General features: G+C 45.7%; 21 protein-coding genes and 1 pseudogene. 15 read left to right on the forward strand and 7 right to left on the reverse strand.

Features of this window, described 5'->3' with window-relative positions; translation table 11 throughout:
* Nucleotides 1-24 precede the first annotated feature (24 nt).
* Both dprA and ICN23_RS04210 read left to right on the forward strand, forming a co-directional pair.
* Nucleotides 25-738 carry a DNA-processing protein DprA gene (dprA, locus tag ICN23_RS04205; protein WP_255532697.1) on the forward strand — a complete coding sequence of 238 codons (714 nt, stop codon included), beginning with the start codon at nucleotides 25-27 and terminating at the stop codon, nucleotides 736-738.
* Nucleotides 739-940: 202 nt separating this feature from the next.
* Complete coding sequence (locus tag ICN23_RS04210) at nucleotides 941-3619, forward strand: DNA topoisomerase III (protein WP_216231046.1); 2679 nt, start codon at nucleotides 941-943, stop codon at nucleotides 3617-3619.
* Here ICN23_RS04210 and mnmC read toward each other — a convergent pair.
* From mnmC to rpmH, 7 genes and pseudogenes are all read right to left on the reverse strand, one after another.
* Nucleotides 3589-4680, reverse strand: a pseudogene (gene mnmC, locus ICN23_RS10005) (FAD-dependent 5-carboxymethylaminomethyl-2-thiouridine(34) oxidoreductase MnmC); the annotation flags it as partial. The gene ICN23_RS04210 and the pseudogene mnmC sit on opposite strands and share 31 nt — an antisense overlap.
* A gap of 48 nt (nucleotides 4681-4728) precedes the next feature.
* The gene (locus ICN23_RS04215; protein WP_216231047.1) at nucleotides 4729-6594 is read right to left on the reverse strand and encodes a phosphoenolpyruvate carboxykinase (GTP); all 1866 of its coding nucleotides are present in this window, start codon (nucleotides 6592-6594) and stop codon (nucleotides 4729-4731) included.
* A 90-nt stretch (nucleotides 6595-6684) separates the two neighbouring features.
* Nucleotides 6685-8046, reverse strand: a complete 1362-nt coding sequence (gene mnmE / locus ICN23_RS04220; protein ID WP_216231908.1) for a tRNA uridine-5-carboxymethylaminomethyl(34) synthesis GTPase MnmE — start codon at nucleotides 8044-8046, stop codon at nucleotides 6685-6687.
* Nucleotides 8047-8088: 42 nt separating this feature from the next.
* The gene (gene yidC / locus ICN23_RS04225) at nucleotides 8089-9762 is read right to left on the reverse strand and encodes a membrane protein insertase YidC (RefSeq protein ID WP_216231048.1); all 1674 of its coding nucleotides are present in this window, start codon (nucleotides 9760-9762) and stop codon (nucleotides 8089-8091) included.
* Between the two features lie 10 nt (nucleotides 9763-9772).
* Nucleotides 9773-10012 (reverse strand): membrane protein insertion efficiency factor YidD, encoded by a 240-nt coding sequence (gene yidD / locus ICN23_RS04230; protein WP_216231049.1) that lies wholly within the window; start codon nucleotides 10010-10012, stop codon nucleotides 9773-9775.
* 1 nt (nucleotide 10013) lies between these two features.
* Nucleotides 10014-10331 (reverse strand): ribonuclease P protein component, encoded by a 318-nt coding sequence (gene rnpA / locus ICN23_RS04235; RefSeq protein WP_255532698.1) that lies wholly within the window; start codon nucleotides 10329-10331, stop codon nucleotides 10014-10016.
* A gap of 8 nt (nucleotides 10332-10339) precedes the next feature.
* Nucleotides 10340-10474, reverse strand: coding sequence for a 50S ribosomal protein L34 (rpmH, locus tag ICN23_RS04240; RefSeq protein ID WP_011903922.1), 135 nt, complete (start codon nucleotides 10472-10474; stop codon nucleotides 10340-10342).
* A 222-nt stretch (nucleotides 10475-10696) separates the two neighbouring features.
* Between rpmH and dnaA the strand changes: the two genes are divergently transcribed.
* From dnaA to rsmG, 13 genes are all read left to right on the forward strand, one after another.
* Nucleotides 10697-12121, forward strand: a complete 1425-nt coding sequence (gene dnaA, locus ICN23_RS04245) for a chromosomal replication initiator protein DnaA (protein ID WP_216231050.1) — start codon at nucleotides 10697-10699, stop codon at nucleotides 12119-12121.
* A 263-nt stretch (nucleotides 12122-12384) separates the two neighbouring features.
* Nucleotides 12385-13500 (forward strand): DNA polymerase III subunit beta, encoded by a 1116-nt coding sequence (gene dnaN / locus ICN23_RS04250; protein ID WP_216231051.1) that lies wholly within the window; start codon nucleotides 12385-12387, stop codon nucleotides 13498-13500.
* A gap of 11 nt (nucleotides 13501-13511) precedes the next feature.
* Nucleotides 13512-16010 carry a DNA topoisomerase (ATP-hydrolyzing) subunit B gene (gene gyrB / locus ICN23_RS04255; RefSeq protein WP_216231053.1) on the forward strand — a complete coding sequence of 833 codons (2499 nt, stop codon included), beginning with the start codon at nucleotides 13512-13514 and terminating at the stop codon, nucleotides 16008-16010.
* 2 nt (nucleotides 16011-16012) lie between these two features.
* Entirely contained in the window at nucleotides 16013-16507 is a 495-nt protein-coding gene (locus ICN23_RS04260; protein ID WP_216231054.1) for an SET domain-containing protein, read from the forward strand.
* 11 nt (nucleotides 16508-16518) lie between these two features.
* Complete coding sequence (locus ICN23_RS04265; protein ID WP_216860538.1) at nucleotides 16519-16734, forward strand: DUF3717 domain-containing protein; 216 nt, start codon at nucleotides 16519-16521, stop codon at nucleotides 16732-16734.
* Nucleotides 16735-16840: 106 nt separating this feature from the next.
* Nucleotides 16841-17608 carry an ABC transporter ATP-binding protein gene (locus tag ICN23_RS04270; RefSeq protein ID WP_216231056.1) on the forward strand — a complete coding sequence of 256 codons (768 nt, stop codon included), beginning with the start codon at nucleotides 16841-16843 and terminating at the stop codon, nucleotides 17606-17608.
* Nucleotides 17605-18309: an ABC transporter ATP-binding protein gene (locus ICN23_RS04275; protein ID WP_215348155.1), complete on the forward strand. Its 705-nt coding sequence runs from the start codon at nucleotides 17605-17607 to the stop codon at nucleotides 18307-18309. Before ICN23_RS04270 ends, ICN23_RS04275 begins: the two co-directional genes overlap by 4 nt.
* Before the next feature lie 22 nt (nucleotides 18310-18331).
* Nucleotides 18332-19558 carry an ABC transporter substrate-binding protein gene (locus ICN23_RS04280; protein WP_216231058.1) on the forward strand — a complete coding sequence of 409 codons (1227 nt, stop codon included), beginning with the start codon at nucleotides 18332-18334 and terminating at the stop codon, nucleotides 19556-19558.
* Between the two features lie 16 nt (nucleotides 19559-19574).
* The gene (locus tag ICN23_RS04285) at nucleotides 19575-20495 is read left to right on the forward strand and encodes a branched-chain amino acid ABC transporter permease (protein ID WP_216231060.1); all 921 of its coding nucleotides are present in this window, start codon (nucleotides 19575-19577) and stop codon (nucleotides 20493-20495) included.
* Nucleotides 20496-20497: 2 nt separating this feature from the next.
* Nucleotides 20498-21427, forward strand: coding sequence for a branched-chain amino acid ABC transporter permease (locus tag ICN23_RS04290; protein WP_216231061.1), 930 nt, complete (start codon nucleotides 20498-20500; stop codon nucleotides 21425-21427).
* Nucleotides 21428-21551: 124 nt separating this feature from the next.
* Entirely contained in the window at nucleotides 21552-22289 is a 738-nt protein-coding gene (locus tag ICN23_RS04295; RefSeq protein WP_216231063.1) for a TSUP family transporter, read from the forward strand.
* Nucleotides 22290-22395: 106 nt separating this feature from the next.
* The gene (mnmG, locus tag ICN23_RS04300; protein ID WP_216231065.1) at nucleotides 22396-24318 is read left to right on the forward strand and encodes a tRNA uridine-5-carboxymethylaminomethyl(34) synthesis enzyme MnmG; all 1923 of its coding nucleotides are present in this window, start codon (nucleotides 22396-22398) and stop codon (nucleotides 24316-24318) included.
* A complete protein-coding gene (gene rsmG, locus ICN23_RS04305; protein WP_216231066.1) occupies nucleotides 24311-24979 on the forward strand; it encodes a 16S rRNA (guanine(527)-N(7))-methyltransferase RsmG in 669 nt (222 codons plus the stop codon). The genes mnmG and rsmG overlap by 8 nt, the downstream gene beginning before the upstream one ends.
* Nucleotides 24980-24996 lie beyond the last annotated feature (17 nt).

Below are 24996 nucleotides of genomic sequence, written 5' to 3' on the forward strand. Positions count from 1 at the left end.
TGTCCTGATTGTTCAAATTCCCCCATGGCACAAAATTGTTTTATGCAAATACTGCCTACGCCGAATGCCCCCACCTGCATCAACTGTGGAAGCGATGACTACCCTCGCCGTCTTTATGATTTATTTGACCCCCCAGAGTCGCTCTATATATATGGAGAAATTGCTCTTTTAAAGAAACCCATGATTGCCATCGTGGGCTCAAGAAGCGCTAGTCTAGAAGGTCTAAAAAATGCCCGCCTCATTGCTCAAGGACTATCAAAAGCAGGGGTGCTCATTGTTTCTGGGCTAGCCATAGGCGTTGATAGCGCAGCCCACCATGCCGTCCTTAAGCTTGGGCCTGGGCACTTCACCGCCGCAGTGCTGGGAACCGGTATAGACCTTGTGTACCCACGTCAAAATACCAGCCTTTCTCAAGCCATTGGGCAACGAGGACTCTTGATCTCTGAATTGCCCCCAGGGGCAGGCCCCAAGGCATGGCACTTTCCCAGGCGAAATCGCATCATTGCAGCACTCTCGCTCGGTGTTGTGGTGATCGAAGCCGCCAAAATGTCGGGTTCACTCATTACGGCCCGACTGGCAGCAGATTTAGGGAGGGAAGTTTTTGCTATTCCAGGCCCCATTAGCAACCCCAACTCAATAGGCTGCCATCTGCTGATTCAGCAAGGGGCAAAACTTGCCTTTCGGCCGGAGGATATTCTTGAGGAGCTCGATTTTTGCTTGAAACCCTCATTTAAATGACTTTAAAAGGGGGTTTTGCTATAAAAATAGGCAGCCTGATGCGTCCAAAATAAGCAAAAGATAGGGGTTTTTGGACTTTTCTTAATTTATCGGTTAATAATAAAAAAGGGGTATGCAGTTGGCTGGGTCCTATTTAGACATAAATCGACCCTCCCTTTTGCCCCATAAAACACCATTTCTAGCTCAAATTTAGGCAAAACGCGTGGCAACTAAAGCAACTACCAAAAAAAGCAGTTCAAAGACTACCGCAGGGGATCACCCTAAGGCACTCATCATTGCTGAGAAACCTTCTGTTGCCAATGACATTGCTAAAGCCCTAGGCGGCTTTACAAAATATGAAGACTATTTTGAAAGCGATGAATTTCTGATTTCTTCTGCAGTGGGCCATTTATTAGAGATCGCTGCTCCAGAAGAGTTTGACGTAAAGCGTGGCAAGTGGTCTTTTGCCAACCTGCCAGTGGTGCCTCCATATTTTGATTTGCGTCCAATTGCCAAAACAGAGTCACGCCTAAAGGTTTTACAAAAGCTTATTAAGCGCAAAGATGTCACCGCACTTATTAATGCATGCGATGCTGGGCGCGAAGGTGAGTTGATTTTCCGTTTGATTGCGCAACATGCAAAAGCATCTCAATCTATTAAACGCCTGTGGCTGCAATCGATGACACCGGCAGCAATTCGTGATGGTTTTGCCAACTTACGAACTGATGAAGATATGCAGCCTCTTGCAGATGCAGCGCGTTGTCGCTCTGAAGCAGATTGGCTAGTTGGCATTAATGGCACTCGCGCTATGACCGCATTTAATAGCAAAAGTGGTGGATTCTTTTTAACAACCGTAGGCCGCGTACAAACTCCGACACTCTCTATTGTTGTCGAGCGCGAAGAACTCATCCGTAAATTTATCTCCAAAGACTACTGGGAAGTGAAAGCAGAATTCATTGCTGCAGCAGGCGTCTATGAGGGTCGTTGGTTTGATCCGAAGTTTAAAAAAGATGCTGCCGAACCAGATGCACGCGAGAATCGCTTATGGAGCGAGGCAGCTGCACAAAGCATCGTAGCGGCATGTCGTGACAAAAAAGCAAACGTAACTGAGGAAGCCAAGCCAGCCACACAGCTTGCCCCTCAGCTATTCGACTTAACTAGTTTGCAGCGCGAAGCGAATGCGCGCTTTGGCTTCTCCGCAAAAAATACATTAGGTCTTGCACAAGCCTTATATGAGCGTCACAAAGTATTAACGTATCCGCGTACTGATGCAAAAGCACTGCCAGAAGATTATCTCGATACGGTTAAACAAACCATGGAGAACCTCTCTGAGCATTCGCAAGACTATCGTGCATTTGCCAAACAAATTCTGCAGGGCGATCCCAAGGATCCGAAAGCCAAAGCAGGCTACGGATGGATTAAACCGAACAAGCGCATTTTCGATAACTCTAAAATTTCCGATCACTTTGCGATCATTCCTACTCTAGAAACACCGAAGAGCTTGAGTGAGCCAGAGGCAAAACTTTACGATTTGGTAGTGCGTCGCTTCTTGGCGGTGTTTTATCCCGCTGCAGAATTCCGCGTTACTACTCGTATTACAGAGGCCTCAGGACACCACTTTAAAACTGAGGGGCGTGTGCTCGTAAACCCAGGCTGGCTAACGGTCTACGGCAAATCCAATCAGGCGGATGATGAGCTAGTTCCGGTCCAAGAGGGCGAATCCGTTCAAACCGAATCCATCGCTGCAGTACCACTAAAAACAAAACCACCAGCACGCTATACAGAAGCAACATTGCTCTCCGCAATGGAAAGTGCTGGTAAGTGGGTAGATGATGATGAGATGCGCGAAGCCATGGCTGAAAAGGGCTTGGGCACACCAGCAACACGGGCGGCAATTATTGAAGGCCTACTGGCTGAAAAATATATCGTACGCGAAGCGCGTGAGCTAATACCAACAGCCAAAGCATTTCAGCTAATGACTTTATTGCGCGGTTTAGATGTTGAAGAGCTGACTCGACCTGATTTAACTGGCAGTTGGGAGAATAAGCTTTCTCTCATCGAGCAAGGCAAGATGAATCGCGATACCTTCATGCAAGAGATCGCGCAAATGACTCAGCGCATTGTGAAGCGCGCTAAAGAATACGACAGCGATACCATCCCTGGCGACTATGCCACGATGACCACGCCATGCCCGCACTGTAAGGGCCCGGTGAAAGAAAACTACCGTCGTTTTGCTTGCGAAAAGTGTGGCTTTACTATCAGCAAAACACCGGGTGGACGTGCATTTGAATATCCTGAAGTTGAAGAGTTGCTACGTGAAAAAACGATTGGCCCTCTGCAAGGATTCCGCAGCAAAATGGGAAGACCATTTGCAGCAATTATCAAGTTGAGTGAAATTCCAGAGGACGACAAAGACTATCCAAACGCTGGTTTCAAACTCGAGTTTGATTTTGGTAATACACAAGATGACGAAACTGAAGCGGTTGATTTCACAGGCCGCCAAGCTCTAGGAGTTTGTCCGAAATGCTCTGGTGCAGTTTATGAAGACGGCATGCGTTATGTTTGCGAAAACAATACTGGCCCTAGTAAATCGTGTGATTTCAAAACCGGCAAGGTTGTTTTGCAACAAGAAGTTTCGCCAGAGCAAGTTCAGAAATTGTTGAAAGAAGGCAAAACGGATCTTCTAACCAACTTTAAGTCGAACCGTACAGGGCGTGGGTTTAAGGCCTATTTAGCCTTAGATTCAGCGGGCAAAATTGGTTTTGAATTTGAGGCAAAAGCCCCCAAAGCGGAGGGGGCCGCTAAAGCCCCTGCGAAGAAACGGGCGGGTGCAAGTGCAGCAACTAAATCAGCCGCAAAACCTAAGCGCGCTAGCAAAGCAAAGTCATCCTCTAGCAGCTGAGCAGTAATAAGCTTAGCCGCTAGAGCGGACCATAAAATTCCTCGCGACCCTAGAGCGGTAGCTAAAAATATTCCTGGGCGCTGAGTGAGGGTGCCGATGATGGGCAAGCGATCGCCCGCAACACAGCGAATGCCAACGAATTCACCAACTTTGATTAGCGAGCGAAGGTCGCCATTTTCATAAGCCACTAAGCCCCGGGCCTGCTCGCGATTAAAGTCATCGCTTTCATCTCTCGAGGAAAGATCATCTTCACCCTCATCAAAGCTAGAGCCAACGATCCATTGATAACTGCCGCTCTCTAAACGCGATGCAGGCAAACAGTATCCATCCCCAGAAATGCCAACTCTAGGCAACCTCTTAGCCCAAGGATTGCTTTCTTCAATAGAGAAAATGCTCAGTTGCCCGCGAACAGGCTTTAAGGGCAAACGAACATCAATACTGCTCATAAGGGGCTTTGTCTCCATGGCGCAGGCTATAACAACCTTATCAGCGGAGACAATGAGTTGATTTGTAGCGTCAAATAAATGCCAGGTGTCTTCAGACCTGTCTAAACGCACAACTCGCGCGCTCCAAAGACAAGTTAAACGTTCATGCGCCTGAAGTAACTGTTTGCTTGCTTCATATAAATTTAGACAAGCGCCGCGTGGCAGCCAAACACCGCTTTGCTCAATTCCACAAACACGCTGCGCCTCTTGAGGATCCATGGCCATTGCCATATCACTATCGAGGCCTAAAGAGCGGAGGTGATCCGTCACTTGCGCACGATCAAATACTTTGTCTTTTTTGGTTGGCTGAAATATTCCATGCTGCTGCCATATATTTTTCCAACGCGCCTCGGCAAGCAAAAATGCAATGCGCGTTAAACGCAATAAGCGTGACGAGCCTTTGCCAATATGGGGATGGGCAATGGCATAAGCATGGCTGGAACAGGCGGTGGCTGGGGATTCAGCTGCATCAATAATGCAAACTGCTTTGCCACGCTCGAGCAACTCATTTGCAATGGTTGCTCCACAAATGCCTGCCCCAATCACCACTATTTCATGGTGTTGGGGTTTGGTCATTGAATAAATCTAGATAAAACGTTTGTGATTACTAAAGACTTATTCGTTTTAGGCATTCAAACGTTGTTCGATCTTAGAGCGAGTTTCTTTCAGCTCTTTTGGCAAACGATCACCAAGGTGCTCGAACAACTCCGTATGTAACTTCAGCTCATTCTTCCAGTCATCAATACCGACGTTGATGGCTTTGGTGAACTTGTCTGCTGAGTAATCAAGGCCGCCCCAGTGCATATCTGCGTACTCTGGAGTGATGCCAAACGGGGTTTCTTTACCGTTAGCTTTACCTTCGGCACGATTCAAAATCCAGGAAAGAACGCGCATGTTCTCGCCGAAGCCAGGCCATACGAACTTGCCATTTTCATCTTTGCGGAACCAGTTCACACAATAGATCTTCGGCAATACAGCGCCTTCGGCTTCCAACTTCTTACCAATATTTAACCAGTGCTGGAAGTAGTCGCTCATGTTGTAGCCTGCAAATGCAATCATTGCGAATGGGTCGCGACGTACAACGCCGATTTGACCCGTAATGGCTGCAGTAGTTTCTGAGCCCAATGTCGCAGCCATGTAAACACCCTCAACCCAATCACGCGCTTCACTAACCAAAGGCACGGTGTTTGAGCGGCGACCGCCGAATAAGAAAGCATCAATTGGAACGCCTGCTGGATCATCCCAGTTTGGATCAACCGCTGGGTTGTTAGTTGCCGCAACAGTGAAGCGTGAATTTGGATGCGCGGCTTTACGGCCAGCAGCGCCATCAGCAGGAGTCCAGTCTTTACCTTGCCAGTCGATCAAATGTGCTGGTGGGGTTTCTGTTAAACCTTCCCACCAAACATCACCATCATCAGTCAAACCAACGTTGGTGAAAATCACGTCTTGGTTCAATGAGTCAATACAGTTTTGGTTTGTTTGACGATTGGTTCCAGGGGCTACGCCAAAGTAACCAGATTCTGGATTGATCGCAAATAAACGGGTTTTTCCGGTGACAGGGTCTTTGCGTGGCTTGATCCAAGCAATGTCGTCGCCAATAGTGGTTACTTTCCAACCTTCGAATCCTGCTGGAGGAATCATCATAGAGAAGTTGGTTTTGCCGCAGGCGGATGGGAATGCTGCAGCGATATGGTATTTCTTACCTTCAGGTGAAGTTACACCCAAGATCAACATGTGCTCAGCCAGCCAACCTTGGTCGCGGCCCATGTTCGATGCAATACGCAAGGCAAAACATTTTTTACCTAACAAGGCATTACCGCCGTAACCTGAACCAAAGGACCAGATCTCACGAGTTTCTGGGTAATGAACGATGTATTTGTTCTTGTTGTTAGGCCAAGCGACGTCTTTTTCGCCAGCAGCCAAAGGCTTACCAACCGTATGGATGCAGGGAACGAACTCGCCGTCAGCGCCCAACTGATCGATAACCGCTTTGCCCATACGAGTCATCAACTTCATGTTGATTGCAACGTAAGGACTATCTGACAACTCGACGCCAATGTGTGCAATTGGTGAGCCAATTGGGCCCATTGAAAATGGCACTACATACATAGTTCTACCGCGCATGCAGCCATCAAACAATGGATTCAAGGTTGCGCGCATTTCGCTCGGCTCAACCCAGTTATTAGTTGGACCAGCATCCTCTTTCTTGGCCGAGCAAATAAAGGTACGATCCTCAACGCGCGCCACATCCTCAGGATCTGACAAAGCTAAAAAGGAGTTTTTACGCTTAGCGGGGTTAAGACGCTTAAATACGCCGGCAGAGACCAATAGCTCGCAGAGCTCATCGTATTCAGCTTGTGACCCATCACACCAACGAATGGCGTCGGGTTTGGTTAAGGCAGCAACTTCGCCAACCCACTCAATTAAACGCTTGTTTTTTACGTAAGCCGGCGCATTGACATTGATCTGGCCGCTGGTAGTTGAAGTCATATGTTTCCCTATGAAGATTGAATTTTTTAATCCGACAATTTTATCATTTTGGGTGAATTTTTACCCCCGACCCCACACCGCACAAACCCTTTACTTGCCAATACAAAATTGGCTGAAGATTTTTCCCAAAAGGTCGTCTGGGAGCAGTTTTCCGGTGATTTCACCGAGGTGTTTTTGCGCCAAAGATAGCTCTTCTGCGAATAACTCTAGCGAATTGTTGCCATTTGCGGCGAATTGTTCCGATTTTTCAATATGTTCGGCGGCTCGCTCTATACATTCTAAATGTCTTCTGCGCGCCAAGATTGCGCCCTCTTGAGGGCCGTCCCAGCCTACAAGCTCCAAAATCTTCTGTTTGAGCTGATCTATTCCCGCTCCAGTTTTGGCAGAAATCAATAAAGCCTGGTCGGACGGCAATTTTGGAGAGTCTGGCAGAAGGTCTGCCTTATTGACGACCTCGAGTACAGCACATTTAGGGGGTAATTCTTTCAAAATCCGGGCCTTTAGCTCATCTTCTTGATTGCTCGCCTGAGCATCGGTCAAAAAAATCACCATATCAGCAAGGCGAATTGCATCCCAAGATCTCTCAATCCCCTTTGCCTCGACTATGTCGGAAGTTTCCCTCAAACCTGCGGTATCAATAATGTGCATTGGCACACCATCAACAGTGATGCTTTCCGTTACCCGATCGCGGGTAGTTCCAGCAATGGGGGTGACAATGGCCACCTCTTCGCCGGCCAAACGATTTAATAGGGAACTTTTGCCAACATTGGGGGCGCCAGCCAAAACTAATTGGATTCCGTCTCGCAAGATTTTTCCCTGTTTTGCGCCGGCACGTAAACCTTGTAGCCTTTCTTTCACTGCTGCTAAGCGCTGACGAGCTTGTGCGTTTTCTAAAAACTCAATCTCTTCTTCTGGAAAATCTAAAGTCGACTCGACCAAAATTCTCAGCTGAGTAATTTCTTCGATGAGATTATTAATGTCATCAGAAAAAGCGCCCTGTAGTGAGCGTGCGGCGCCGAGAACGGCGGCCTCACTCTGCGCATCTATAAGATCGGCAATTGCTTCAGCTTGCGTTAAATCAATTTTGTTATTTAAGTAAGCGCGGAGCGTAAATTCGCCAGGCTCGGCAATAACAAGCCCCTCGTTTTTTCCCAACTCAAGGCAGCGCTTTATTACCAACTCAAGCAGTTGCGGCCCACCATGACATTGAAGCTCTAAAACATCCTCGCCTGTAAATGAGGCTGGTCCAGCAAAGTAAATAGCAATAAGCTGATCAATAGTATCGCCGTGTTCGTCACACAGCGTTAATAGGTTAGCTTGACGTGGGGAAAGTTTTTTTTGAAAGAGGGAGCTTGCGATGGACTGCAGGTTTTGTCCGCTGATGCGAACAACGCCTACGCCAGCCTTACCCTGTGCGGTTGCGACAGCAATGATAGGCAATTTTCTCGTCATCATTGCTGTCTACTTATTACAAAGTTTTATGCAGCTCGCAAATTACTTAGCGGGCTTTTTTCCAAACATTTGGTTAATTTGCCACTGCTGTGCAATCGACAACAGGTTGTTTACCACCCAGTACAAAACCAAACCAGCGGGGAAGAAGAAGAACATGACCGAGAAAACAATTGGCATGTACATCATGATTTTTGCCTGAACTGGATCTGGCGGTGTTGGGTTCAACTTAGTTTGCACGAACATTGAAGCGGCCATAATTACCGGAAGGATGTAATACGGGTCTGGAACTGAAAGGTCATGAATCCACAATACCCATGGCGCCCCACGCATTTCAACAGAGGACAACAAAACCCAATACAAAGAAATAAACACAGGGATTTGAATAACCACAGGGAGACAACCGCCCAATGGGTTAATTTTTTCTTTGCGATACATCTCCATCATGGCTTGATTGAGTTTTTGTGGCTCGCCTTTGTATTGCTCTTTCATGGCCACCAAGCGGGGTTGTACTTCCTTCATGCGCGCCATTGATTTATAGCTTGCGGCAGAAAGTGGGAAGAACACCAACTTAATTAAGATGGTCAAAAGAATGATTGACCAACCCCAGTTGCCAACATAAGAATGGATGTTGTCTAGCAGCCAAAAAATTGGTTTGGCCAAAATGGTTAAGTAGCCATAGTCTTTCAGCAACTCAAACCCAGGGGCGATAGTTTCTAAAACACGCTCCTCTTGCGGACCAACAAATAACTTGGCTTTTTCTACAACAGAAGATCCTGAGGCAACTACGCCAAGAGGAGTTTGCATACCAATTCGATAGAGACCGTTGTCAATTCTGCCAGCGTAAATGTCGCGTGCAACTTTGTCGCCCGGAATCCATGCGCTTGCGAAATAGTGCTGGACCATTGCAATCCAAGCTGGCTCACCGGCCGCTACTTGGGTAGGGATAGTAATTTTGTTTTTATCAATTGCCGTGAATTCCAGCTTATTAAATTTTTCTTTGTCGGTATAAACAGCAGGGCCAGTAAAGGTGCTAGCAGAAAAGGCGCCATCGAAGGGGCCGATTTTTTGTTCTTGCGAAGCGTCGCGCACAATCTCTGTGTAAAGAACAAGTGGGTTTGGGTTGTTTGAAGCTTGGGTAACGCGATGCCCAACATCCACAACATAACTACCCGGATTAAGAATGAATGTTTTTTCCAACTTAACGCCATTGCGCTCGCTAACAAAAACAGCAAATGGTCTGCCTGAGCCATCTTTGCCGGATTGAGCCAACTTAAATGTACTTGTATGGTTTGGAAGATCGTTATTTCCAAGGGAAATTAATCCTGAACGAGCAAAGTATTTATGTGTCGGTGTGTATTGGAACAATTCAACCGGCTTATTTTCTGCAGTTAAAGATTTCAATAGCTTTGCGTCAATCACGTTTGCACCGCTTGCACTGATCTCCAACACCAAAACATCGTTCTGTAAAGTGAACTTTTCTGCGCCCTCAATCGCACCGCTACTTACGACAGGAGTTGCAGCAACAGCTGGTGATCCTGAGATTTGCGCGGGAACATCAACCTTGTTGGCGGCCGCTGCTTTATCGGCAGCTACAGGGGCGCTTGCTGGAGCGCCACCAAACAAAGATGGCTTGCCTTCATGAACCTGCCAATTGTTGTAGAGCATAAGACCCGACATCGAGAATACAGCCCAAAGAATTGTTTTTTTAAAGTCCATTTACATTCACTTAAGTTGATGTTTTTGTATCTTTTAAAGCAGGATCATAGCCACCATGTGACCATGGGTTGCAGCGCAAGATACGCCACGCCATCAATCCAAGGCTTTTTAAAAATCCATAATGACTAAAGCAGTCACAAGCATATTGCGAACAACTGGGTACGTATTTGCAGTGCATTCCCACATATGGGCTTAATGTTAGTTGATAAATTTTCACCAACTTTATTGCCACATTGTTTAAAACACGCACCTTAAATTAACCCTGAAATTTGAGAGCGCAGAATTTCTTTTTCTTTTTTTCTGAGCCTGCCTCGTGTCTCACGACCAATTGGTTTTTTGAGCTTAACAACAACATCTTTATTTAATGTGTTGGATTGAGCGGCCCACACCAATTCGCGAATCATTCTCTTTAGGCGATTTCGGTCAACCGCTCTTTTGGCCAACTTCTTTGCTACCGCAACCCCCAAATCAGGCTTGGCGCCCTCTTGGGTAGATGCAGCATATACACCCCAGTACAAACTTGTCTGGGGACGTATTTTTAATAATTCAGAAATCCTTGCGCTATTCAATGGCTAAATTAAACAGCCAAACGCTTGCGGCCTTTTGCACGACGGGCATTTAAAACTGCGCGTCCGCTTTTGGTTTTCATACGAATGCGAAAGCCGTGAGTGCGCTTGCGACGAGTTACTGAGGGTTGGTAAGTTCTTTTCATGATCGATCCCTGGAAAACCAAGTATTTTCCTTGTTGCAGAGCAAAAGGTCAATCTATCTTGATGAATATGTAGGTGTTTTTCTCTATTTTTCCCCAAATTTCTCTTAAATCATTAATTTAAATAGAGAATTTTTTATTATTCACAAGTTATCCACAGCTTTTCCACGTTTTTTTACCTTGTGGATAACTTTGCGGGATCGCTACAATGGATCCTCCAAAAATATGAGCAACTTACACAATCCCCCCGCCTTGAATTCAATTAGCCCACTGGGGTTTTGGGACGAAGCCATTGGCATTTTGTCCCGCGAACTGTCGCCCCAACAGTTTAAAACATGGATTCAGCCACTAACACTCTTGTCTTTTATTGAAAGTGATGACTTACTAACAATTGGCGCCCCCAATAGATTTAAGTTGGACTGGATTAAGAAAACGTTTGCCGATCGGTTCCAAGAGTTGGCATCCCAGTACTTTGGAAGGCCTATTAATGTAGGCTTTACATTAGCGACGGAGGCGAGCCCAGAGAGCAAAAGTGTTGTTGCACCTGAAGAGACACAACAAAAGGCGGTTATTTCAGAGGTTTCAGAGCCCGTTATTTCTGTCGAAGATGGAGGTTTTGAAATTGAGGACCACTCAAAATTAAACCCAAATCTCACCTTTGAAACATTTGTTACAGGTAAAGCGAACCAGTTGGCAAGGGCGGCGTCTATTCAAGTTGCCCACAATCCAGGCACATCCTACAACCCTATGTTTTTATATGGCGGGGTGGGTTTAGGCAAAACACACTTAATTCACGCGATTGGTAATCACCTTTTAAAAGAGAAGCCTAACGCTCGAATTCGTTATATCCATGCCGAACAATACGTTTCTGATGTGGTCCGCGCTTACCAACAAAAGGCTTTTGATCGTTTTAAGCGCTATTACCACTCTTTAGATCTATTGTTAATTGACGACATTCAATTTTTTAGCGGCAAGTCACGAACGCAAGAGGAGTTCTTTTATGCGTTTGAAGCGCTATTGAGCAATAAGTCTCAAGTCATTATTACGAGCGACACCTACCCCAAAGAAATGGCTGGTATTGACGATCGCCTAATTTCACGCTTTGATTCTGGGCTTACGGTGGCGATTGAGCCCCCAGAACTCGAAATGCGGGTTGCTATTTTGATGAAAAAGGCAATTAACGAAGGCATCCCCATGAGTGAGGATGTGGCTTTCTTTGTTGCCAAACACCTCCGCTCAAATGTTAGGGAATTAGAAGGCGCTTTGAGAAAAATCTTGGCGTTTGTTCGCTTTCATGGGAAAGAGGTCACCATTGAGGTTGCTAGAACGGCCCTAAAAGATCTGCTTTCAATCCAAAATCGACAAATTTCAGTCGAAAACATCCAAAAATCTGTTGCTGACTTTTACAGCATTAAGGTTGCGGACATGTACTCCAAGAAGCGCCCAGCAAACATTGCTAGACCACGCCAAATAGCGATGTTTATGGCTAAAGAATTGACACAAAAAAGTCTTCCTGAGATTGGAGAGTTGTTTGGTGGCAGGGATCACACAACAGTTTTGCATGCTGTTCGCAAGATTGCAGACGAACGTGCTCATGACAGTCAACTAAACCATGAAATCCACGTTATCGAGCAAACCTTGAAGGCATAATTTTGGGTTGTGGATAAGCCTGTGGAGAACCATAGGGATAAGTTTGGGGATTACATGTGGATAAATTGTGGAAAGTCTCAGCTTCATGCAAAAATAGGGTGTTGATAAAAAGTTATCCCCGTTTTATGCAGTGTTTATACAAGAGTTTTCCACAGGTTTTTTAGCGTTTAATGTGTTGTTTTATAAAGGGTTTTTGACTTATCCACGGAATTTCAAACCCTTATTACTATTACTACTAAGATATATACAAGGATTTAAAAGCAATGCAACTCGTTAACACTTCTCGCGATAGCTTACTAAAACCCCTTCAGGTTGTTAGTGGAATTGTTGAACGCAGACATACACTGCCAATTTTGGCAAATCTCTTATTTAGGAAAGTAGGAGAGAAAGTTTCTTTTATCTCTACTGATATTGAAATTCAAATTACAACTAATGCGAATTTTGGTGTCGGTTCTGAGGATGTCACAACTACTGTTGCTGCAAGAAAATTGTTAGACATTTTGCGCGCTCTACCTGAGGGACCGGTGTCTTTAAATCTTAAAGACAATAAGATGGTGGTTCAGAGCGGTAAGAGCCGTTTTTCTTTACAGACACTATCTGCAACCGAATTTCCTGTAATGCAAAGCGTCGGTGAAGTTACTGCTGCATGGAAGATGTCTCAGAAGAGCTTCCGTCAACTCATTAGTCAAGTGCACTTTTCAATGGCGCAGCAAGATATTCGTTATTACTTGAATGGTATGTTGTTGGTGATTGAGGGTAAAGAGGTGGTGGCCGTGGCAACCGATGGTCATCGTCTTGCGTATTCACAAGTTGAATTAGCCGAAGCGCCCACTGGCGCAGGTCAAAAACAAGAAATTATCATTCCCCGCAAAACTATTTTGGAATGCCAACATTTATTGGAAGACTCTGAAGAGCCTCTTGAAATTAGCTTGACCGCAAATCAAGTGAAGTTTTCTTTTGGTGATATTGAGTTGATTTCAAAATTAGTTGAAGGAAAATTCCCTGACTTCCAAAGAGTTATTCCAAAAGGTCAAAAAAACTCTTTAGTAGTTGGTCGAGATGCACTGCAATCCGCTCTTCAGCGTGCAGCCATTTTGACAACAGATAAATTTAAGGGTGTTCGTTTCTCTTTATCTCCTAATCGAATCACAATTCAATCAACCAACGCTGAACAAGAAGAGGCGCAAGAAGAGATTGAGACTGAATATGCTGGTGATGCAGTGGAGATTGGTTTTAATGTAAGTTACCTACTTGATGTTTTATCCAACCTTAAGAATGAAAAAATTCAAATTAGTTTGGGTGATGCGAACAGTAGTGCTGTGATTACTCTGCCTGGCTCAGAGAGTTTTAAGTATGTTGTGATGCCAATGCGTATTTAACTTAGAAAAAAATGACTGAAGAAAAAAAAGTAGTAGAGCAGTACGGCGCTGCATCGATTCAAATCCTAGAGGGTCTTGAGGCTGTTCGTAAACGTCCTGGTATGTATATCGGAGATACATCCGATGGAACTGGCTTGCATCACCTTGTCTTTGAAGTTTTAGATAACTCTATTGATGAAGCCTTAGCTGGATATTGTTCAGAGATTACGGTTGTTATTCAAACTGATAACTCAATTTCTATTGTTGACAACGGACGCGGTGTTCCTACTGGTATTAAGTACGACGACAAACACGAACCCAAGAGAAGTGCTGCAGAAATTGTGATGACTGAGCTGCATGCAGGCGGTAAGTTTGACCAAAATAGCTATAAAGTTTCTGGTGGTTTACATGGCGTAGGTGTTAGTTGTGTGAATGCATTATCTAAATGGTTGAAGTTGACCATTCGTCGTGATGGCAAAGCTCACCATATGGAGTTTGCCCGCGGCGTTATTCAAAATCGTAACGTTGTTGATGAGAACGGTGTGTTGGTTTCACCAATTACGGTAACTGGCGATACAGAACTTTCAGGGACTGAGGTTCACTTTTTGGCTGACGAGACAATTTTTGGAAACGTAGAATTCCATTATGAAATCTTAGTTAAACGTATTCGTGAGCTTTCCTTCTTAAATAATGGCGTACACATTAAGTTGATTGATCAACGCACAGGCCAAGAAGAAGATTTTGCGTTTTCTGGCGGTGTTAAGGGATTTGTTGAGTACATCAATCAAACTAAAAATGTTTTGCACCCAAACATTTTTTACGCTGAAGGTGTTCGTCCCTCTGATCTTGGTGGTCAAATTACTGCTGAAGTGTCTATGCAGTGGAATGACAGCTTTAGTGAACAGGTGCTTTGTTTTACTAACAATATTCCACAACGAGATGGCGGAACCCATTTAACTGGCTTACGCGCTGCAATGACTCGTGTCATTAATAAATATATTGATGAAAATGAGGTTGCTAAAAAGGCTAAAGTTGAAATTTCTGGTGATGACATGCGCGAAGGTTTGGCATGTGTATTGTCAGTAAAAGTTCCTGAGCCAAAATTCTCCAGCCAAACCAAAGACAAATTGGTTTCTAGTGAAGTTCGTGGACCTGTAGAGGAAATTGTTGCTGAAGCATTGAGCGCCTATCTACAAGAGCGCCCAGCAGACGCTAAGATTTTGTGCGGCAAGATTGTTGACGCAGCGCGTGCCCGTGAAGCAGCACGCAAAGCGCGGGATATGACTCGTCGCAAAGGCGCTTTAGATGGATTGGGTTTGCCTGGCAAGTTGGCGGACTGCCAAGAGAAAGACCCATCAAAATCTGAATTGTTTATTGTCGAGGGTGATTCTGCGGGCGGCTCTGCTAAACAAGGACGCGATCGCCGCTTCCAAGCAATTCTTCCCCTAAAAGGCAAAATCCTGAACGTTGAAAAAGCTCGCTTCGACAAAATGCTCGCAAGCCAAGAGGTGGTTACTTTAATTACCGTTCTTGGTACGGGCATTGGTATTGAAGAATATAAGGCAGACAAACTGCGCTATCACCGCATCATCATCATGACCGACGCGGACGTAGATGGAAGCCACATCAGAACTTTACTATTAACTTTCTTCTATAGACAAATGCCTGAGTTGATTGAGCGTGGCCACATCTATATCGCCCAACCACCGCTTTATAAAGTGAAGTTTGGTAAAAGCGAACGGTACATTAAAGATGACAACGAGCTGAATCAACTGTTGCTGACGATTGCTCTTGAAACCGCCTCTCTACAAACACCATCCGGCGAAGTTATTGAGGGCGACGCATTAAACGAGTTAGCAAAACACTACCAAGTAATTCAGTCCATCGTTGACCGCTTATCTCGCACTATCGATGAAGATGCTTTGCGCGCCATTGCTTCAGGCACCTCATTAAATCTGGATACTGAAAAATCAGCCAATGAATCCGCTGATCGTCTAAGACAAGCGCTAGCCGACTCTTTAAATCCGTTGGCTGTGGCACCTGAAATCATTGTGCAAAAAGAAGATCGCACAGAGCGTTTCCGCTTGCTGCTGTCCCGCCGCATTCATGGAAACCTCAAGTTGTCGTCCATTAACTCCGATTTTGTGCATGGCGATGACTATCAAAGCCTAGCAAATGCCGCCGCCGTTTTGTCAGGCAAGGTGGTTCCGGGTTCCAAAGTTCGTCGTGGCGATCCAGACAAGAATCAAAAAGAGCAAACTATTGCAGACTTTAGGGCAGCATTTGCGTGGTTGCTATCTGAGGCTGAGCGCGTATTAAGTCGTCAGCGCTATAAGGGTCTTGGTGAGATGAATCCATCACAATTGTGGGAAACCACCATGGATGCAAGCTCAAGAACCCTCTTGCAAGTAAAGATCGAAGATGCGATTGCTGCTGACCAGGTCTTTACAACACTAATGGGCGACGAAGTTGAACCTCGTCGAGCGTTCATTGAAAAGAACGCCCTGATTGCTCGTAACTTAGACGTTTAAAAATGGCAGCTAAAAAATTAAAACCACCAAAGGTGGACAGATCTTCCATTGTTGTTAAATCCTCCCCAATTCATGGCAAAGGTGTATTCGTAGCCAAACCCATTAAAAAGGGCGCGGCCATTATTGAGTACAAGGGCGAACGTATTAGTTGGAAGTTGGCTGAAAAGCGTCACCCACATGACCCCAAAGACCCAAATCACACTTTCTATTTTTCATTAGAGGATGGCCGTGTGATTGATGCGAAATATGGCGGCAATGCCGCGCGCTGGATTAATCACTCATGCAAGCCTATTTGTGAAACCCGTGAAGATACCTTCGACGGCGAGCCAAGGGTCTTTATTTACGCCAAGCGCGCCCTCAAAGTTGGTGAAGAGTTGTTTTATGACTACTCATTAGATATCGAGGGAAAAATTACCAAGCAAATGAAAAAAGATTATGAGTGCCGTTGTGGCGCTAAAAAGTGCCGCGGTACCATGCTAGCAACCAAAGGGAAGTAAAAATAACTTTCATGCTGTTTGTAACAATCCAAGAGCTAGAGGCGGCAATCAATTATTGGCGTAGTCAATCACCCTCCGAGGGTGATGAGCTGCGTCTTTGCCCTGAAGCTGCGGCGCTTGCCAAGCCTTATGCGCTCATGATTGTGCAGGGCGCACAGCGCATACCAGTAGACGTCCTTGATGAGCTTGCGCGTTCCGCAATTCAACAATTTCAAAAAATAGCTTAAACATTTTTTGATTATTTTCTCCGAGTTGTTTAGGGTTATTGCTATATATAGCGAAGCTATCTTGGAGTATTCTCATATTCTTGCTCCCAAGTAGGGGGTAGAGGGTATGAGATTGCAAGAAACAATATTAAAAACAATTGGACTGGGGAAATCATTTAAAGGATTTTCTGCGGTTACTGATGTGAACCTAGATGTCACTCGGGGAACCATTCACGCCTTGATTGGGCCGAATGGGGCCGGCAAAACCACCTGCTTTAATTTACTAACTAAATTTTTAGAGCCCAGTAGTGGTCAAATCTTGTTCAATGGTTTTGACATTACTAATGAGGCTCCCGCACAAATTGCGCGGCGCGGGGTTATTCGATCTTTTCAAATTTCAGCAGTTTTCCCACACCTCACGGTATTGGAGAATGTTCGTGTTGCACTGCAGCGAGGCTTGGGAACAGAGTTCCATTTCTGGAAATCCGGCGACTCGCTAAATGTTTTAAATGATCGTGCCTTAGAGCTCCTGCATGAAGTGGGGCTTGAGGATTTTGCGCATGAAGAAACCTTAAACCTGGCATATGGCCGCAAAAGGGCGCTTGAAATTGCAACCACGTTGGCTATGGAGCCGGAGCTCATGCTCTTGGATGAGCCAACTCAGGGCATGGGTCACGAGGATGTAGAGCGTGTAACCGAATTAATTGATCGTGTTGCCAAAGGGCGGACGATTCTCATGGTTGAGCACAACATGAAGGTGGTTTCTTCTATTGCTGACCGAATTACCGTATTGCAGCGCGGCTCAGTTTTGGCCGAAGGGTCCTATCACGAGGTTTCTAACAACCCATTGGTTGTTGAGGCCTATATGGGAAGCCATGGGGGAGACAACCTATGAGCACCATGGCATTAGAGGTTAAAAACCTAGAGTCTTGGTATGGCGAGTCACACATTTTGCACGGTGTAAATTTTGCCGTGCGAGATGGGGAGGTTGTAACCTTGCTTGGAAGAAATGGCGCCGGAAGAAGCACCATTCTGAAAACGATTTTGGGATTAACAAGCAAAAGAACTGGTTCGGTAGAGGTTTATGGTACCCAGACAATTTCGATGCCTACGTACAAGATTGCGCGCCTGGGTGTCGGTTTTTGTCCCGAAGAAAGGGGAATTTTTGCAAGCTTAAGCACTGAAGAGAATTTGTTGCTTTTGCCGGAGATCGCTCCTGGCGGCATGGGCTTGGATGAGATCTATGAAATGTTCCCAAACCTTTACGAGAGACGCAATAGTCCTGGTACCCGCCTGTCGGGGGGCGAGCAACAAATGCTGGCAATGGCGCGAATATTAAGAACCGGCGCTAAATTGCTATTACTAGATGAAATTACCGAAGGGTTGGCCCCCGTGATTGTGCAAAAACTTGGTGAGGTCGTTACCAGCTTGCGCAACAAGGGCTTCACCATTGTCTTGGTTGAACAAAATTTCCGTTTTGCAGCACCGCTGGCTGATCGCCACTATGTTGTTGAGCATGGGAATGTGGTTGAGGTGGTAAATCAGAATGAGCTCGCTGAAAAAGCGGCTTTATTAAATGAGTATCTTGGTGTTTAGTGGATTTCTATAGGAGATAGCAATGAAGTTAAAGCAAATAACCGCGTGTCTGGTTGCGGCGACCATGTTTGGTTCAAACCCAGTGTTTGCGCAAAGCGCACCAAAGGTTAGTGGCGATGTTATTAAGATTGGTGTGTTGACCGACCTTTCCTCAACCTATTCTGACCTGGCTGGCCCAGGCGCTGTAATTGCGGCAAAGATGGCGATTGCGGATTTTTCTAAAGACGGCACTGTAATTGGCAAGAAGATTGAGTTAGTTAGCGCTGATCACCAAAACAAGGCTGACATTGCTGCAAACAAGGCTCGCGAGTGGTACGACAAAGACGGTGTTGACGTTATTGTTGAGTTGGTTTCAACCAACGTGGCCTTGGCTGTAATGGAAGTGGCCGAACAAAAGAACAAGATTACTTTGGTTTCTGGCGCAGCATCCTTGCCAATTACCAATGAAAAATGTACAGCGAACAATGTTCACTGGACCTATGACACTTATGCACTCTCAAACGGCACAGCTAAAGCCGTTGTTAAACAAGGTAAAAAGAACTGGTACTTCCTTACTGCGGACTATGCCTTTGGCGCAGCATTGGAAAGAGATTCAACCAACGTTGTTAACGCTAATGGCGGCAAGGTATTGGGCACCAGCAAGCACCCATTCCCAAACAGCGACTTTTCTTCTTATCTCTTAAAGGCCCAGGCTAGTGGTGCAGATGTGGTTGCTTTAGCAAATGCCGGTCAAGATACCATTAATAGCGTTAAACAAGCTTCCGAGTTTGGCATTAACAAAAAGCAAACTGTTGTGCCTTTGTTGATGTTTATTACTGACGTTCACTCTTTGGGTTTAAATGCTGCACAAGGCATGTACCTTACAGAAGGCTTCTACTGGGATAGAGATGAAAAGACTCGCGCTTTTTCAAAACGCTTCATCTTGCAACATAAGCGTATGCCATCTAGCGTTCAAGCTGGCGTTTACTCATCTGTTCTTGCTTATTTAACTGCCGTACAAAAAGCTGGTACTGATGACACCCAAGCGGTGATGAAGGCATTGAAGTCTACAAACATTGATGACGGTCTTTTCAAAGGCAAGATTCGTGCTGACGGTAAGTTTGAGCATGACATGTACTTGCTAGAAGTGAAGAAGCCTTCAGAGTCTACAAGCCCATGGGATTACTACAATGTGAAGGCAGTTATTCCTGCTGCTGAAGCAACTCAACCACTTTCATTGTCACGATGCAAGTTGGTTACTAACAAGTAATTGAACTCTATTAAGCATGTTTGAACTTCTTGGAATTACCCCTCAAGGGCTGGTTGCCCAGCTCTTGGTGGGGCTTATTAATGGCTCGTTCTATGCCATATTAAGTTTGGGATTGGCCATTATTTTTGGCCTTCTCAACATCATTAATTTTGCGCATGGTGCTCAGTACACCATGGGTGCTTTTATTGCCTGGATTGGTTTAACCCAGATTAGCCAATGGCTTGGTTTTCCTGAGTTATCCATTAATTATTGGTTTGCATTAATTGTGGTCCCGTTGGTATTGGCGGGTTTTGGCTTGATCCTTGAGCGCACGATGTTGCGCCGTTTGTATCACTTGGACCATCTATACGGACTATTGCTGACTTTTGGTTTGGCACTCATTATTGAGGGCATGTTCCGTCATTGGTATGGAATCTCTGGTGAGAGCTATCCAGCTCCAGAGATGCTGCAGGGCGCCATTCCCTTGGAGTCTATCGGCATTATTTTGCCGAAGTATCGTGTATGGGTGGTGGTTATCTCCTTGGTTGTTTGCTTCTCCACTTGGTATGTGATTGAGAGAACAAAGCTGGGCGCCTATTTGCGCGCCGGAACTGAAAATCCAAAGCTGTTGCAGGCTTTCGGTATTAATGTGCCTTTGATGATTTCGTTGGCTTACGCCTATGGCGTTGGTTTGGCTGGTTTTGCTGGCGTTTTAGCGGCCCCTATTTTTCAAGTGAACCCACTAATGGGCTCCAATCTCATCATCGTTGTTTTTGCGGTGGTAGTCATTGGAGGTATGGGCTCCATCATGGGTGCGATCTTGACCGGTTTAGGTTTGGGCTTGATTGAGGGTCTAACCAAAGTCTTTTATCCAGAGGCTTCCGGAGTTGTAATTTTTGTGATCATGGCAATTGTTTTGTTAATTCGTCCTGCCGGACTATTTGGGCGGGAGAAATAGATATGAATCCAAAAACAAAATTGCTCTACGGAATTTTGGTCCTCATTGGACTGTTATTGCCATTCCAAGATTTTATTTATCTTGTGTTTGCGATGAAGGTTTTATGTTTTGCATTGTTCGCATGCGCATTTAATTTGCTCCTAGGTTTTACAGGCTTGCTGTCATTTGGCCACGCTGCATTCTTTGGAACAGCAGCATATATCACCGCTTACTTTTGTAAAGAGGCCGGCCTTTCGCCTGAGTTAGGCATTGTTTTAGGTGTGGCTGGTTCCGGTATTCTCGGGTTCTTAATTGGTGCATTGGCGATTCGTAGACAAGGTATTTATTTTGCGATGGTGACCTTGGCACTCTCGCAAATGATTTACTTTTTAGCCGTTCAGATGCCATTTACCGGTGGTGAGGACGGCATTCAGGGCGTGCCTCGTGGAATGTTATTTGGTCTGATTGACTTAAAGAATGACGTTGCGATGTATTACTTTGTATTGGCCGTTTTCTTATTTGGTTTTGCGCTCATCATGCGCGCTGTTCACTCTCCATTCGGTCAGGTGCTCAAGGCCATTCGCGAGAATGAGCCGCGTGCAATTTCTTTGGGTTATGACGTCGATAGATTTAAGTTAATGTCTTTTGTAATTTCTGCAGCGCTGTCCGGCTTGGCCGGGTCCATGAAATCTTTGGTATTCCAGTTGGCCACGCTGACCGATGTTCATTGGCACATGTCCGGTGAGGTTGTATTAATGACTTTGCTCGGAGGAATGGGGACTATTCTTGGCCCAGTAGTTGGCGCAGGAATTGTTGTTGGTTTGCAAAACTATTTGGCAAACATCGGCTCTTGGAGCACGATTGCAACCGGATTCATTTTTGTAATTTGTGTCCTAGCTTTCCGTCGTGGCGTGGTTGGTGAAATCGCTGCGCACTTCAAAAACAAAAACTAATTTTTGTTTTTTCCTTTTATTATTTGGTTTTAGTGTGGCGCAATTAAAAATTGGCGCCACACTCACTTAATTAAAAGAGACTCTCATCGAATTTTCAATTTATATCTGGCCATTGCTTTTGGCGATGGCTTTTTTTGCCGGTTTAGTTGATGCGGTTGCTGGTGGTGGTGGCTTGATACAGGTTCCCGCACTGTTTGCGGCCTATCCAGATGCGCAGCCCGCAACCCTGCTCTCAACAAATAAAGTTTCTGCGGTTGGCGGAACCTTAAATGCTGCGCGTAGATATTTACGTCACGTATCTTTGCCCTGGTCTGTTGTTGGCCCCGCAATAGCCGCAGGCTTTGTTGGCTCTCTGTTGGGCGCTAATGCGGTAAGTAACTTTCCGGCAGAGCCACTTCGCAAGGCTCTGCCATTTGTATTGTTATTTCTGTTGTTGTACACCTGGTTTCAGCCTTCGCTCGGCGAGGCTCATGCACCAAAAATCCTTGGACGTTATCAGCAGGTTAAGGCAGTAATTCTAGGGCTAACAATTGGTTTTTATGATGGCTTCTTTGGTCCCGGTACAGGAAGCTTTTTGCTTTTTGGCTTTGTTCGATTCTTCAGTTTTGATTTTTTGCATGCTTCTGCAGCAACAAAATTGGTGAATGTTGCAACCAATCTAGCCGCAATTTTGATGTTGGCCAGCCTTGGGCAAATTAACTGGACGCTTGGTTTTGCCATGATGATTGCCAATATTGCTGGCAGCCAATTTGGAAGTCGCCTAGCAATTAAGCACGGCAGCACCTTTGTTAGAAAAGCTTTTCTGGTTATTGTGAGCGTGCTCATTTTGAAGTCTGCCTGGAACGCTTATTTCGTCAATTAAATCAATTACTTAGAATTCATTCGTTCAATTTTCTAGGAATTTGTGATGTTTTGTTTCACGTGAAACAAACAAAATGCTATGATCATCGCCCTATCTGAGGCAAATCATGCGTTATTCCAAAAATTTCGATGTCATTGTGGTTGGTGGCGGTCATGCCGGGACTGAGGCCGCCCTCGCCTCTGCGCGCATGGGTTGTGACACGCTATTAATTACACATAGCATTGAAAATTTAGGCGCTATGAGCTGTAACCCTTCGATCGGCGGCATCGGCAAAGGCCACTTAGTTAAAGAAATTGATGCTATGGGCGGCGCTATGGCTGCCGCTACTGATGAGGCCGGCATTCAGTTTCGGATTTTGAATTCAAGCAAGGGCCCCGCTGTACGAGCTACTCGTGCCCAGGGCGATCGCGTTCTCTACAAAGCAGCAATTCGCCGTCGTCTAGAAAATCAACCCAATTTAAGTTTGTTTCAGGCTGCTGTTGATGACCTATTGGTTATGGGTGATGAGGTGCAGGGTGTTGTTACCCAAATGGGCCTGGAATTTATGGCCAAAAAGGTGGTACTTACAGCGGGCACCTTTTTGGATGGCAAGATTCACGTTGGGCTAAATAATTATGCCGGTGGTCGCGCTGGCGACCCCGCAGCAGTTTCTTTATCTGCTAGGTTAAAGGAGTTAAAACTTCCTCAGGGCAGGCTTAAAACGGGTACCCCACCCCGAATTGACGGTAGAACGATAGATTTCTCGGTAATGTTGGAGCAGCCTGGGGATTTAGACCCTGTTCCGGTTTTTTCTTATTTGGGTCGTCCAGAGCAGCATCCTAGACAGGTTCCCTGCTGGATTTCTCATACCAATGAGCGAACCCACGACATTATTCGTGGAGGATTAGATCGTTCACCAATGTATACCGGGGTGATCGAGGGGGTCGGTCCCCGCTACTGCCCTTCCATTGAAGACAAGATTCACCGCTTTGCCTCTAGAAATAGCCATCAGATCTTTCTAGAGCCAGAGGGATTAACAACTAACGAGTTTTATCCAAACGGGATCTCTACGAGCCTGCCCTTTGACGTGCAGTGGGATTTGGTTCGAAGCATCCGGGGCATGGAGTCTGCAGTAATCGTGCGGCCAGGGTATGCAATTGAATACGATTTCTTTGATCCGCGCCAATTACGCCATAGCCTAGAAACCAAGGTCATTAGTGGGCTGTATTTTGCTGGCCAAATAAATGGCACTACTGGCTATGAAGAGGCTGCAGCACAAGGAATGCTGGCCGGCATCAATGCTGGTTTAGCCGCTAAAGCCAAAGAGCCTTGGTTGCCTAAGCGTAGCGAGTCTTACATAGGTGTTTTGGTTGATGATCTGATCACTCGCGGAGTTCAAGAGCCCTATCGGATGTTTACCAGCCGGGCTGAATATCGATTGAGCTTGCGTGAAGATAATGCAGACATGCGTTTGACCACTATTGGACGAGAGCTTGGCCTCGTAGATGACTATCGTTGGGAAGTGTTTTGTAGAAAACAAGAGGCTGTTTCACGTGAAACATCTCGTTTGCAAAATATTTGGGTGGGCCCCAAGAGCGAGGCCGCCCCGTTTGTTTCTCAATTGTTGGGGCAAGATCTTTCCCATGAATGTAGTTTGGCTGAGCTTCTGAGGCGCCCAGGCATTACTTATGAGGCAATTACGGCTCTAGGCAGCGGAATCTGGGCCCCAGAATCTTTGGATGAAGATCTCGGGCTGGCTGCCCAAATAAGCGACCAAGTAGAGATTTCGGTCAAATATCAGGGCTACATCGAGCGTCAAGCGACCGAAATTGCTCGTCAAGAACACAATGAGACATTTCCCCTTCCGGAATCGCTCGATTATTCACAAGTTGTTGGTTTGTCCAAAGAGGTTCAGCAAAAGCTCAACTTGCATAAACCTGAAACATTGGGTCAAGCAGGCCGCATTTCCGGGGTTACCCCCGCAGCCCTTTCCCTTTTATTGGTGCATCTGAAAAAGGGCTTGGGACGTACTCAAGAAACACATGAGTGAGGAGCTTCTTGCTTTAGGAATTGAGGATCTTGGCCTGAAATTAAGTGCGGCCAATATTGCCGATTTAGAGCAATTTTTACAAGAAATGGGACGCTGGAACCAGGTTCATAACCTCACGGCTATTGAGGGCGAACAAGATTCTGTGCGACTCCATCTTATTGATTCTATTGCAGTTTTGCCTGTAATGAGGCGATTTTTAAAAGATGCGTCCCCTCGAATTGCAGACCTTGGTTCTGGAGGTGGTTTGCCGGCAGTTCCGATTGCGATTGTTCAGCCGGAGTGGCAACTTTCTTTGATTGAAGCCATACGTAAAAAGACGGCATTCTTGCAGCATGTGCGCGGAAAGTTAAAGTTAAAAAACATTGAAGTACTCTGTGAGCGAGTCGAGGTTGTTGCAGTGCAGCAACCAGCACAGTTTGATGCGGTCATATCTCGTGCATTTACTAACCTGGCGCGCTTTTTAGAGCTGTCATTGCCCTTCCTAAAGCCTGATGGCCTGGTATTCGCAATGAAGGCTAAGCGTGCAGATGATGAAATGAAAGATGTTTCCATGGAGGAGTGGCGCTTAGTCGCCGATGAGCCCCTACATATTCCCAATTTAGCGGTGGAGCGACGCCTTTTGGTGCTCTCCCCCGTGAGAAAATCCACCCTCACCCCTTAAGTAGACCCAAAAGTAGC

The sequence above is a fragment of the Polynucleobacter sp. MWH-Jannik1A5 genome (genome assembly GCF_018881795.1).
In the GTDB taxonomy this organism is placed as follows: domain Bacteria; phylum Pseudomonadota; class Gammaproteobacteria; order Burkholderiales; family Burkholderiaceae; genus Polynucleobacter.